Origin of the sequence: Mesorhizobium sp. YL-MeA3-2017, assembly GCF_030814575.1 — a bacterium.
GTDB classification, from domain to species: Bacteria; Pseudomonadota; Alphaproteobacteria; order Rhizobiales; family Rhizobiaceae; genus Mesorhizobium; species Mesorhizobium terrae.
Map to the genome: position 1 here is coordinate 1,866,585 of NZ_JAUSVH010000001.1, position 12,332 is coordinate 1,878,916.

At 59.9% G+C, this 12,332-nt stretch carries 12 protein-coding genes and 1 pseudogene; 2 read left to right on the plus strand and 11 right to left on the minus strand.

Annotated features, from left to right (window positions below):
* Positions 1–3: 3 nt before the first annotated feature.
* From trbJ to QFZ88_RS08790, 7 genes are all read right to left on the minus strand, one after another.
* Entirely contained in the window at positions 4–729 is a 726-nt protein-coding gene (gene trbJ, locus QFZ88_RS08760; RefSeq protein WP_024926885.1) for a P-type conjugative transfer protein TrbJ, read from the minus strand.
* Positions 726–3,176, minus strand: coding sequence for a conjugal transfer protein TrbE (trbE, locus tag QFZ88_RS08765; protein ID WP_024926886.1), 2,451 nt, complete (start codon positions 3,174–3,176; stop codon positions 726–728). The genes trbJ and trbE overlap by 4 nt, the downstream gene beginning before the upstream one ends.
* Positions 3,170–3,442 (minus strand): VirB3 family type IV secretion system protein, encoded by a 273-nt coding sequence (locus QFZ88_RS08770; RefSeq protein ID WP_024926887.1) that lies wholly within the window; start codon positions 3,440–3,442, stop codon positions 3,170–3,172. Before QFZ88_RS08770 ends, trbE begins: the two co-directional genes overlap by 7 nt.
* Positions 3,442–3,750 (minus strand): TrbC/VirB2 family protein, encoded by a 309-nt coding sequence (locus QFZ88_RS08775; RefSeq protein ID WP_024926888.1) that lies wholly within the window; start codon positions 3,748–3,750, stop codon positions 3,442–3,444. Before QFZ88_RS08775 ends, QFZ88_RS08770 begins: the two co-directional genes overlap by 1 nt.
* 10 nt (positions 3,751–3,760) lie before the next feature.
* Complete coding sequence (trbB, locus tag QFZ88_RS08780) at positions 3,761–4,729, minus strand: P-type conjugative transfer ATPase TrbB (RefSeq protein ID WP_024926889.1); 969 nt, start codon at positions 4,727–4,729, stop codon at positions 3,761–3,763.
* Positions 4,726–5,139, minus strand: coding sequence for a hypothetical protein (locus QFZ88_RS08785; RefSeq protein WP_024926890.1), 414 nt, complete (start codon positions 5,137–5,139; stop codon positions 4,726–4,728). The genes trbB and QFZ88_RS08785 overlap by 4 nt, the downstream gene beginning before the upstream one ends.
* Before the next feature lie 108 nt (positions 5,140–5,247).
* Positions 5,248–7,278 carry a conjugal transfer protein TraG gene (locus QFZ88_RS08790; protein WP_024926891.1) on the minus strand — a complete coding sequence of 677 codons (2,031 nt, stop codon included), beginning with the start codon at positions 7,276–7,278 and terminating at the stop codon, positions 5,248–5,250.
* Between the two features lie 384 nt (positions 7,279–7,662).
* On the opposite strand from QFZ88_RS08790, the gene QFZ88_RS08795 reads away from it, so the two are divergent.
* Entirely contained in the window at positions 7,663–8,721 is a 1,059-nt protein-coding gene (locus QFZ88_RS08795) for an aminopeptidase (RefSeq protein WP_024926892.1), read from the plus strand.
* On the opposite strand, the gene QFZ88_RS29525 is transcribed toward QFZ88_RS08795, so the two are convergent.
* A complete protein-coding gene (locus tag QFZ88_RS29525) occupies positions 8,640–9,041 on the minus strand; it encodes an invasion associated locus B family protein (protein ID WP_139116423.1) in 402 nt (133 codons plus the stop codon). The genes QFZ88_RS08795 and QFZ88_RS29525 overlap by 82 nt on opposite strands.
* Positions 9,042–9,263: 222 nt before the next feature.
* Positions 9,264–9,494, minus strand: a complete 231-nt coding sequence (locus tag QFZ88_RS08800; RefSeq protein ID WP_139116422.1) for a hypothetical protein — start codon at positions 9,492–9,494, stop codon at positions 9,264–9,266.
* Between the two features lie 65 nt (positions 9,495–9,559).
* Here QFZ88_RS08800 and QFZ88_RS08805 point away from each other — a divergent pair, with 65 nt between their 5' ends.
* Positions 9,560–10,603, plus strand: coding sequence for a GSU2403 family nucleotidyltransferase fold protein (locus tag QFZ88_RS08805; RefSeq protein ID WP_036254557.1), 1,044 nt, complete (start codon positions 9,560–9,562; stop codon positions 10,601–10,603).
* 119 nt (positions 10,604–10,722) lie between these two features.
* Here the strand turns inward: QFZ88_RS08805 and QFZ88_RS08810 are convergent.
* Together QFZ88_RS08810 and QFZ88_RS08815 are read right to left on the minus strand one after the other, a co-directional pair.
* A pseudogene (locus tag QFZ88_RS08810) lies at positions 10,723–10,914 on the minus strand (CopG family transcriptional regulator); the annotation flags it as partial.
* A 52-nt stretch (positions 10,915–10,966) separates the two neighbouring features.
* On the minus strand, positions 10,967–11,968 hold the full coding sequence (locus QFZ88_RS08815) for a DUF4105 domain-containing protein (RefSeq protein WP_024926894.1): 1,002 nt from the start codon (positions 11,966–11,968) through the stop codon (positions 10,967–10,969).
* Between the last annotated feature and the right edge of the window lie 364 nt (positions 11,969–12,332).

Genomic DNA, 12,332 nt, shown 5'->3' on the forward strand with positions numbered 1-12,332 from the left:
GGATCAGTTGCCGCGATAGGCAGCGCCAGAACCGAGAAAGCGCTTTGTCATCTGGCGGGCGGCCTCTTCAGATTGCGCCTTGCGGGCGGCATCCTCGACCTCCGCCCGAAACTGCGTCGCAAGCAGAGTCTGGATCTGCATCTGTTGTTTGGTGGAAAGCGCGATCAGCTGGTTGGTGGCCTGGCTTGCCTGAAGCGCGCCCGCAGCACTCTGGCTGCGGCTGACAAGATCGGCAAGCAGGTCGCCGTCACTGCGCACATTCTCGACGATCTGCGACTGCACGCTCATGGTCTGGCGAAACGCCTGCATGGCGTTTTGCCAGCGCCCGCGTGCAGCACCCGCTACATCGCTGATCTTGATCGAAGCGTCATAGCTTTCCGGATACTGGCTGCGCCATTGGCCTTGAAGCTTGTCGAGATCGAAGCTCAGGCCACCGGCCTGGTCCATCAATCCATCGATGCGATGAAGCGCGCCGGTGAGCTGGCCAAGTGACGAAAAATCCAGGCGCTGAAGATTACGCGCCATGTTCTGCAGCATGGTCGCCTGGTTTTGAAGCGACTGGATCTGGTTGTTGATCTGTTCCAGCGAACGCGCCGCCGTCAGAACATTTTGCGCGTAATTCGACGGATCGAACACGATGCGGGCATGAGCAGGCTGGATGGAACCAGCCATCGACTTGGCGATCAGCGAAACGGCAAACAGGCTGCAGAGAAAACGGCGCCGCGTCATGGCGATTGCTCCTTGTCTGGTTGAGGGAACTGGCGAAGAAGCTCGGCGGCCCAATCGAGACCGCGTGCGTTCAGGAAGCGGGAGGCGAAGCCCTCTCGGCCATGCTCGGACAGGATGCCGTCGATCAGGGCCTGGCTAGCCGGATCGGAGGCGCCGCAAAGCGCGAGAGCGATCGGCCCCAGGCCAAGCTCGATCAGGCGATTGCCGCGGCGCGATTGCAGGTAGTAGTGACGCTTCGGCGTGGCGCGAGCGATCAAATCGATCTGGCGTTCGTTAAGACCGAAGCGCTCATAGGCCGTGCGCGCCTGCGGTTCCACGGCACGGTCATTGGGAAGGAAGATACGCTGGGGGCAGCTCTCGATGATTGCAGGCGCAATCGTCGAGCCAGAGATGTCGGCAAGCGATTGCGTAGCGAAGATGACCGATACGTTCTTCTTTCGCAGAACCTTCAGCCATTCGCGAATGCGAGCGGCAAAGAGAGGGTTGTCGAGATAGACCCAGGCCTCATCGAGAATAAGTAGCGTTGGGCGACCGTCAAACCGCTTTTCGAGGCGATGGAAGAGATAAGTGAGCACCGGCAGGACAGCACTTTGCTGATGCATAAGCTCTTCGGTCTCGAAGCACTGCACATCCGACAATGCCAGCCGATCATCGTCGGCATCGAGCAGCCGCCCGAAAGGACCATCGAGCGTGTACGGCAATAGGGCAGACTTCAGCGCATTGGACTGAAGCAGGAGCGAAAGGCCGGTCAGCGTGCGTTCCTGTGCCGGCGCTGTGGTAAGGCTGGTCAGCGCCGACCAGATTGCTTCCTTCACTTCCGGCGTGGCGGTGACGTTCTCATGCGTTATGAGGTTGGCGATCCATTCGGCTGCCCAACTGCGCGCCGCTTGATCGCCAATGTCGCGCAGCGGCTGGAAGGAAAGCGCGCCGTCTGCGCCAAGTGCATGATGTCCCCCGCCCATGGCAAGCGTTGCCGCTCGGGCCGAATTGCCTTTGTCGAAAACATAGACTTGGGCATCGGCATACCGACGAAACTGCAATGCGATTAGGGCAAGCAGGACAGATTTGCCAGCGCCAGTCGGGCCAACGATCAGCATGTGGCCGACATCGTCGACATGGGTGGAAAGCCGGAATGGTGTCGAACCGCTGGTTTCGGCAACGAAAAGCGGAGGAGCAGATCGTCCGGTTACCTTGGCGATATACGCGTTTGTCGCCGGGCCCGCCCACACCGACGACAGCGGCATGAGATGGGCAAGGTTCAACGTGTGAATGAGCGGCTGGCGAACATTGGCATAGACATGACCCGGCAGCGAGCCGAGCCATGCCTCGACCGCATTGACGCTTTCGCGGATGGTGGTGAAGCCCAACCCATTGATGATGCGTTCGACCGCGCGCAGCTTTTCGGCAGCGGCGTGATGATCCTTGTCCTTCACCGTTACGGTCGTGGTGAGGTAACCGAAACCGACGTGATCCCCGCCGAGTGCCTGAAGGGCGGCGTCCGCATCGAGCGCCTTGTTGTCCGCATCACTGTCTACGAGAGGAACCGGTTCGTTGGTCACGACCTCGCGCAGTATGGCGGCGATCGACTTGCGCTTGGCAAACCACTGCCGCCGCAACCGAGTCAGGGCTTTCGTGGCTTCCGCCTTGTCGAGCGGAATAAAGCGGGTCATCCAGCGATAGGTGAAGTCCTGGTGGTTGAGCGCATCGAGGATTCCAGGTCGAGTGAGGTTCGGAAACCCAAGTACAGTCAGGGTGCGCAGATGATGTTCGCCCAGCATCGGCTCCAGTCCGCCGGTAAGCGGTGCATCGACCAGCAGGGCGTCGAGATACATCGGAGTTTCCGGCACGACGACCGGATGGCGATGCGGCGAGATCGTGCCATGGAGATAGGTCAACGTTTCCGCATCATCGAGAGCACTGATTTCAGGCATAAGGCCTGACAAAAGATCCAGGACGCGATCCGTTTCGCCGCGGAATTGTGCGAATTCCTGGCGCCAGTTTCGTTCGCCCTCCAGGTGATGTGACTCGACAAACGCGCTTTCAGCCCGTGCCTGAGCATCCGGCGGTGGAATGAACAGCAAGGTCAGATGATAGAAACTCTCGAAATGCGCGACCTTGCCCTCGAAGGCCGCGCGTCGTTCCTCATCGACCAGCCATGAGGCAGCATCGGGAAAATGCGAGGCCGGATAGCCAAGCGCTTCGGCGCGCTCGGCCTCGAAAAACAACGCCCAGCCGGAGCCAAGCCTCTTGAGCGCATTGTTTGCACGCGCACATATCCCGACGAGCTCGGCTTCCGTCGCGCTTTCAAGATCAGGACCTCGAAATCGGAAGCTGCGCTGAAAGCTGCCGTCCTTGTTGAGCACGATGCCTGGCCCGATCAGAGCGGCCCAGGGCAAATGGTCGGCAAGCCGGTCGGCCTTTCTGCGATATTCCGAAAGGTTCAGCATGCCAGCCATCCTTTCTGGCGAAGGTGGCGGACAAGCACGCTGGCGAAATCCGGATCGCGTCTTGCGGCAAAGACCGTCAGCGAATGGCCAGCAATCCAGAGCACCAGACCGGCGATCCATTGCTGCAGACCGAAGCCGATGGCGGCGGTCACGGTGCCGTTGAGGATCGCCACGGCACGTGGTGCGCCACCCAGCAGGATCGGTTCGGTCAATGCCCGGTGAACGGGAACCTCGAAGCCCTCGATATGCTGCTCTCCGGAAACCATCAAACCAGCGCTCCGCCGTCGAAGGAAAAGAAGGAGAGGAAGAAGCTCGATGCCGCGAATGCGATCGACAGGCCGAAGACGATCTGGATAAGCCGGCGGAAACCGCCCCCCGTGTCTCCAAAAGCAAGAGTCAGGCCCGTGGTGATGATGATGATGACCGCGATGATCTTCGCCACCGGTCCCTGAACCGACTGCAGGATCTGTTGCAGCGGCTGTTCCCAAGGCATGCCGGAGCCGGCAGCGTAAGCCGGCGCTGCGAGCAGAAATACGAGCGCGGTTAACGAAAGGCAGCGAAGCTTCTTGCGCATGAGATTCCCTTCAAAGCTGCTGGAGTTGCGAATGTGTGAGCTCGGTGACGGCGTAGTCGCCATTGCCATCGAGGCCGGAGACCTCGGCGATCCCATCGATGCGGCGCGCGGAACCGCGACCGGCGATAAAGACGATCAGATCGACGGCATCTGCAATGAGGCGGCGCGGCACCGTGACCACGGCCTCTTGGGCAAGTTGCTCGATGCGGTAGAGGGCGGAGCGCACGGAATTGGCGTGGACGGTGGCGATGCCGCCGGGGTGCCCCGTATTCCACGCCTTCAGCATATCGAGCGCTTCAGCGCCCCTGACCTCGCCGACAATGATGCGGTCGGGTCTGAGCCGAAGCGTCGAACGCACGAGATCGGCAAGCGTGACCGAGCCCCTTCTCGTGCGTAACGCAACGCAGTCCTTCGCGGCACATTGCAGTTCGCGCGTATCCTCGATCAGGATCACCCGCTCATCGCGTCGGGCGACTTCCGCAAGCAGGGCATTGGCTAGTGTTGTCTTTCCCGACGACGTGCCGCCTGCAACCAGGATGTTGCGCCGCTCGATGACCGCCTTCTTCAGCGCTTCGGCCTGCACTGGCAGCATGATCTTGTCCGCCACGTAATCGGCTAGCGAATAGAGCTTTTGCGCGGGCTTGCGGATGGCAAAACATGGCGCCGTGACGACAGGCGGCAGCAGGCCTTCGAAGCGCTCGCCAGACGGCAGTTCGGCACTGACTATGGGGTTATCCCGATGTGTCTCCGCACGGATGTGGGAAGCAACCAGGCGAATGATGCGTTCCGCCTCGGAGGGATGCACGCTGACGCCGGTATCGACCCGCCCCTCTCCCAGCCTGTCCAGCCGCAGAGCGCCGTCGGGATTGACCATCACCTCGATGACCAATGGATCGGCAAGGGCTTCGGTGATCGCCAGCCCCATGGCGGTGCGCAGCATGGAACGCCGGCGAAGGTCGGCTTCGGGATGGGCGCTCATGCTTCCCCTCCCTCGCCACGATCCTTGCCAAGCGACCGTTTCCTCGAAGCGATCTGACGCCCGACCTGTTCGACGAATTTCTCGAAACGCTCCTGGGCAATCGCCTGCGTTGCCCTGTCTGGAACCGGCGTGTGGGCATGAAGCGTGATGGAGAAACGGATGAAGAGCGCCAGGCTCTCCAGGATCGTCTCGGCATCGAGCCTGATATGATTGAGGTCGCGGGAGAGGCGATCGAGCCTCACGCCGTAACGCTGGTCGAGCTCGTTCTCTCCGCGTTGCTCGATGAAAGCTTGCACCGCCTTCGCCACGACCGCCGACTTGGTGGTGGCGGGATCGCGGCTGAGGTTATTCAGCTTCTCGCTTAGCTCGGGTTCGAGCAGAAACTGATGACGAATGCAGCGAGATTTCATAGCGGCTCATTCCGAAGGGCCGGCTCTGCGTGCCGGCGGCGGGAATAAGCATCGGCCATATGCTCGAAATCGCTTATGGCCGTTATCTGCGCTGTGATGCGCTCTGGATCAGAAGCCGGGCACGATGTCCTTCTCCTCGCCCTTCCCTTCATTGATGCCATAGGCGCGAGACACGTTGGAAACCCGATCCATGACGCGCTTGTCGGCGACCGTCTCACTGTCATCGTCGGTCGGTCTGAACAGATCATCTTGCTCAGGCGCGTCGGCAATGACGTTGTGCTCTTCGGACAAACCAGGATGACGTTGCTGCTGGACGCCTCCCTCGTCTTCGATTGTCGCACCGGTGATCTTGCTATCGACGGCCAGACGACGATCAACGCCGCGCACCTGTCCGATCCATTCGTCCGGGCGCGGTGCAGGACAGTCCGCATAGGGGCCGTCGCCTGGCGTCGGCGCAGGCAGCACCCGCTCAGTAAAATTCCGGTCCTGATAATAGCGCAGCTTCTTCGCCCGGATCGGCAACAAGCCCGAAACCAACAACAGCTCGTCAGTTGGTGGCAGTTGCATCACCTCACCGGGCGTCAGCAGCGGCCTGGCGGTTTCCTGGCGGCTTACCATGACATGCGAAAGCCAGGGCGCCAGCCGGTGTCCGGCATAGTTGCGCATGGACCTCAGCTCGGTTGAGGTGCCGAGAGCATCCGAGATGCGTTTGGCGGTGCGCTCGTCGTTGGAGGAGAAGGCAATCCGCACATGGCAGTTGTCGAGAATAGCGTTGTTCTCGCCATAGGCCTTCGAAATCTGGTTGAGCGATTGCGCGATCAGATAGGCGCGGATCCCGTATCCCGCCATGAAGGCCAGCGCGGTCTCGAAGAAGTCTAGTCGGCCGAGCGCCGGAAACTCGTCCAACATCATGAGCAGCTGGTGTTTACGGCTCTTTTTCGGATCACCCTCCAGCCGCTCCGTCAGACGCCTGCCGATCTGGTTGAGCACAAGTCGCACCAGTGGCTTGGTTCGTGAGATATCTGACGGCGGCACGACCAGATAGAGCGATACCGGTCGGTCGGCGTCCATAAGATCGGCAATACGCCAATCGCAGGCGGACGTGGCCGCTGCTACAGTTGGATCGCGATAGAGTCCAAGGAACGACATGGCGGTGGAGAGAACGCCGGAGCGCTCATTCTCAGATTTGTTCAGCACCTCTCGGGCCGCCGAAGCCACCACCGGATGAACCTGAGGCCTATCCGCAGTCCCGAGATGGTTGGTGGTCATCATACGCCGCAGCGTCGCGGCAAACGAGCGCTGCGGGTCCGAGAGGAAGGTAGCGACACGGGCAAGCGTCTTTTCCTCTTCCGCGTAGAGCACGTGCAAAATGGCGCCGACCAGCAGTGAATGACTGGTCTTCTCCCAGTGATTTCGCCGCTCAAGCGCCCCTTCCGGATCGACGAGTATGTCGGCGATGTTCTGGACGTCCCTGACCTCGTCCAGACCTTTGCGAACCTCCAGCAGCGGATTGTAGCGCGCCGATCTCGGATCCGTCGGATTGAACAAAAGACAGTGCGAAAACTTCGACCGCCAGCCAGATGTCAGCTGCCAGTTCTCGCCTTTGATGTCGTGGATGACGGTTGAACCGGTCCAGGAAAGCAGGGTTGGAATGACCAGCCCGACACCCTTGCCCGAGCGCGTTGGCGCAAAGGCCATGACGTGCTCCGGTCCGTCATGACGCAGAAACCGATCCTTCAATCTGCCTAGGAAAACCCCTGCCGGCCGAAATAGCCCTGCTTCTTCGATCTCCTGCGTCTTGGCCCATCGCGAGGAGCCGTAGGTGGTGACCAGTCCGCGCTGTCGCGCACGCCAGAGCGAACCAATGATTGCGGCAGCACAGCCCAAGAAACCGCTGAAGCCGGCGAGCGCGCCAGCCTTGTCAAAAACCTCAGGAGCATAGGCATCGAAATGGAACCACCATTCGAAGAGCTTCCATGGTGCATAGACCGGCAAGCCAGCCACCAGAACCCACGGCGGCCCGAGCTGCGGCTGGTAATCCAGCATGTGCGCGCACCATTGGGTCGCAGCCCACACGCCAAAGAGGACAATTACCAGCACGACGGCGATCTGGCCGACAAGCAACTTTGTCGGTGTCATGGAGGGGGCTCCGCTTGTGGACGGGAGCAGCATGGCGCGACGTGCGGGAGTCTCGAACATGTCCTATGTGCGCGCATGTGCGACCGAGCGGACTTCGCCGGTTTGAACCATGGGCTCATAGGTGCAGCTGTCGCCTAGCGTGCGAGATTGCGGTCTGGGCATGTTGGTAAACTTGCGACGGTTGTCCCCAAGAAAAGCAACGTCATCCGTTCTCGCTGACACTGCCCTGCGATGGATATTCGCCCACTCGCAAGTGACGAATTGTCATCCTGGCAAAGTTCGATCCGCTGTCCCTTCCACCTCTTGACGAAAATTGCCGCGCCTGTTTGAGACCGTGCAATTGGAACGTTTGCTTTGGGGTGATGGGCAAATGGCGGATCGACTGTGAAGCGCGTTTTTCGTTTGCTTGCTGCGGTAATTGCGGGTTCCGCAGTGACCGGCTGCACAAGCATTTCCTACTATGCGCAGTCGCTGGAGGGTCATGTGAAAATCATGGCTGCACGCGAGAATGTCGGAAAACTGATCCATGATCCTGCGACGCCCGAGCCGCTGCGCGCCAAATTGACGTCGGCAAGCGCCATAAGGCGCTTTGCAACGGACGAATTGGCACTGCCTGAAAACAACAGTTACCGCAGCTATGTCGATATTGGTCGGGAGGCCGTGACCTGGGCGGTTTTTGCCGCGCCGCAATTCTCCCTGGCACCACGAACATGGTGTTTTCCCGTTTTCGGTTGCGTTCCGTACCGTGGTTATTTTGATCGGAAATCCGCGGCTGAAAGCGCCGACGAACTTCATGGAGCGGGGATGGACGTCTACATCACGGGCGTCACCGCATATTCGACCCTTGGCTGGTCCAGTGACCCGCTGCTCAGCACCATGCTGCGTCAGGACAACACTTATCTGGCAAGCCTTGTTTTTCACGAGCTGGCGCATCAGCGCATCTATGTGAACGACGACTCTGCGTTCAATGAAGCCTTCGCGGTCGCCGTCGAAACCACTGGTGTGAGGACATGGCTGCGCGCTGTTGGCGATCTCGCCGGACTGCGCCGCTACGAAGCCGACCGCGAACGCAGGGCCAATTTTCTTAGGCTTCTGGCGAAAACGCGAGACGAATTGCAGCGGGTTTACGAAAATCCCCGCCCCCCGGAGCAAATGGCGGTTGCGAAGGCAGCAACCATCGAAAAACTGCGGATGCGGTACCGACACATGCGTGACAGGCGTTGGGCTGGATATAGAGGATACGACGCCTGGTTCGATGCGCCGATCAACAATGCAAAACTCGCCGCGACCGCCGTTTACGGCGAACAGGTTCCGGCATTTCTTCGATTGTTCGACTTGTGTGCTAGCGACTACCCAAGGTTCTACGCGTCAGTCCAACGGATCGGGAGTTTGCCCAAATCTTCCCGCGCCGAAGCGCTTGATGCCGCGAAGACGTGCGATTGACTTGAACAGGCCTGGGAGCCAGTTTTCTGGGATGCGCTGAATCTGGGCGGAGCCGTAGGCGGACCGGCAGGTTTCGGGCGAGGCCGGAAGATACCCCTCTCCTGCTTCGCGGTGGCACCGGCCGTCAACGCGACAGCACCCCCAACACGATCAAGTGCTGTGGCGAAGCCGTGCCGCAAGATCGAGAACGGAGCAGCGGCGCCACCATCAGCCGCCGCCTTGACCTTGAGCACTGTGGCGGTACGCAGAGCGACCAGCGTCGGAGCGTCGAAGGTCACCGACACGAAGCAGCCAGCGGGCATACAAGCGCGGAAGCGCACCGGCTACATCGCCGGCTTCTCATCGATCTAGGTCGCTCCGTCTCTGGCTACTCTGCATCCGGTCAGGCTTTCGCCGATCACGGTGCAGGTTCAAATCACGGAGGTGTAACCACCGATGTCGATATTCCCTGACGGTGAGCATCTGAACGGAGAATTCGTCTCGAAGCAAACAGCACGATGATCCTGGTCCATCCACGGCCTCGTTGAGTCACGTTGGAGCAATCAAGATTTCGCCTTGGATATGCTGGCCAGAAGTTCTTCTCCGGCCCCAGAAGCCATGCCTGTTTCGTGACCTGCAGCCATGATCGTGCGCCCCAATTGAAAGCCAAATACTCTCCGTGGGTTCCTGGCTGGCACCGTGGCTGCCGGAGCACCACATCTGCGACAATCGATTTTCATAATATTTACAACAGCATCAACAGATACGATCGATTCTTTGTCAAACTGTTGCAAACTGCCGATCCACCCGCTACTTTCGGTTGCAACACTTTCTTTTCAATTGGCAGTCTGGTGTTGATATGATTGATTTTATTGAATTAAATAACGATCAGCGACGCGAAAAGATCAATTCCGACCAGCGATTCACAGCGCTGGCGGAGGCCCAGAAGAAGGCGAAGAGCTTTCGTGGATCCCTCGTCTGGCATACGGTAAAGGGCAGCGAGCACCTGATGCGCAGCTACTACGATTCTACGGGAGCGCGACGCCAGAAGGTGGAGGGGCGGCGCTCGCCAGCGACCGAGGATCAGAAAGCAGAATGGGAAGCATCGCGCGCGTCCACTCAACAAATGCTGTCCGTGCGGCAGGAGCAAATGGCGCGCCAGTCTGCTGTCAATCGGGCCCTCAGGCTCGGACGTGTTCCTTTAATTGCCGCAAGAATCATCAGAGCGCTCGATGACGTCGGCATTCTGGGCGAAGGCATCCGTGTTGCCGGAACCAACGCGATCTACGCCTACGAGGCAGCGGCCGGCGTCTTCGTGGATCCAGGGATTACAACGACCGAAGACATCGATCTCCTGATGGATTCGCGCAAGTCACTCAGAATTATGGCTGGGACCAACATAGAAGACGGAACGCTCATCAACCTCTTGCGCAAGGTCGATCGATCGTTCGAGCGTTCGTCCGCAGCGTTTCGCGCGGTCAATCGCGACGGATATCTTGTCGATTTGATCAAACCGCTTGCCAACCCGCCTTGGAAGCAGGGCCGTGCAAGCGTTGACAAGGCAGACGACGAACTTGTGGCGGCCGAGATTGCCGGCCTGGCCTGGCTGGAAAATGCCCCGGCATTCGAAGCAATCGCGATCGATGAAAGGGGCGGACCGTTACGCATCATCGTTCCCGATCCCAGGATTTTCGTGGCCCATAAACTCTGGGTTTCGAAGCAGCCTGATCGCGAGCCAGTCAAGCGCCGTCGCGACTTGGCCCAGGCGCAAGCTGTTGCTCGTTTGACAGCGCAGTATCTCGAACACCTCCCCTACGAAGCAAACCAGCTTCGTGTGCTTCCCCAGCCCGTTTTTGAGGAAGCTCGCCATCTTTTCGAGCTGCCGACGGCATCGAAGCCCTGATAGCCATAAATCTGCTGATCGCCCTGGCTGATGCGCGGGTCTCGCCACCGACGCCGGACGATCGGTGCAGACCTCCCGTTCGCTCGAACTTCGCCTTGATCAGCTATGATGGTCGAAAGCTACGTGCCTGGCGGCGCCGCTCGATCAACTTCCTCGGAGATCTCCCGTCGCAATTTCGGTCTCTTGGCCAGACGCCTGCCACGCGCAGTCACGAACGCATCGTAGCGTTCGCCTGCCTTGGCGCGGGCGGCTTGCACTGTCGGCTCCGGCAACGCAGGGATTGTTGCCAACCAAAAGCGGACGAACACGGCAAATTACTTGCCTCTCTTGGTCCATAACCCCCAACAAGCGGGAGATTGGCGCTTATGTATTCGGATCCGGCACGCCGTGTCTGATCTCTTCGGAAAAGCCCGGCCCAAGACCGAAGGCTTTGGCGCGGTCGCTGATGCGGGAGCGCTCGATCAGCTCGGCCAGCGGCAGCTTGGTGTCGACGCGTTTCTGGTCATAGAGGTAGCCTGGCAGATAGCCGTTGACGAGCAGGCGCCAGTCGGTCGGCACACTCGCGCCGACAAGCCGCAGGATGCGCACGATCGCCGTCGTGCAATTGGTGGTGATCGAGTTGTAGAATTGCGGTTTCGCGGCCAATGCATTGGCGTCCTCGACATAGCCGGCCAGGAAAATCCGCGCATCGTCGGGTGACACGTTAAGCCGGTAGAGGTGTACATCCTCGCCGCGCACATTGGTCCGCAAGCCGATCAGGTCGCGTTCATCGGCAGCGATCACGATAAGCGTATCCGTCTTGAAGGCGCCGGCAATCGGCGAATAGGTTCCGCCCACCCGGTAACGCGCCTCGATCGACCAGGCGATCCGCTCGCCGCCTTCGAAACCGAAGCTCACGATGGTGTGCGCCATTTCCGGGCCGGCCCAGTAGGACATGAACAGATCGACGGTTCTGAGCTTCGACAGGTCGTAGCTCCGCGTTTCCCAGCTTTCGGTGAAATCGGTCTGGCTGCGCCAGGTGAAGTTGCGCGTATCGGTCAAGGTCAGTCGGTCGCCTTCGATCCTGCCTGTCACCTGCCGCGCATCCTCCGGCACGAAGGTTACATCCCGCGGCGGCGTGATGCTGCTCCACCAGATCAGAACGCCGGCAAATACAACGGCAAAGACGCCGACGACGCGCCAGCGGCGGGTGAACAGGGCGATGAGCGTCGCTAGGCCAAACAGCCCGAAAAGTGCTGCAGCAGCGATGCGGCCCGTTTCCGGCATCGGCAGCCGGTAAAAGAAGGCAAGCACCGTCCAGGCGCTCGCCAGTGCAACGGCGGGGAAGAGGATCGCGATCAGAATAAAAAGGCCGGCACGACGCATCAGAACTCCGAAAACCATCTCCCGTGCGACCATCCGACCTTCTCATCCGAGCGCGGACGAACATCGTTGCGGATGATACAATTCGACAAGAGCCAAACCGGCTCGCCCAATCAGACATATATACGTTTCGGGCAAATCGGATGGAATGAGAAGGCTCATCGGAAATGGATGCATGGATCGCCGGATTCAGGCAAAGAGTCTGACAACTGGGATTTCTATAGCTTCCCGACTTGACAGCCGGGGCCGAGCCAGTGCGCGGATAGCCCGCCGGACGGCTTCATGGCGGTCGTCAATGAGATCGGGTTGGCGCGGGCCTGAAACGCGAGGGATGCCAGTTCGCATAGCGATGGCACGGCCATAGTGA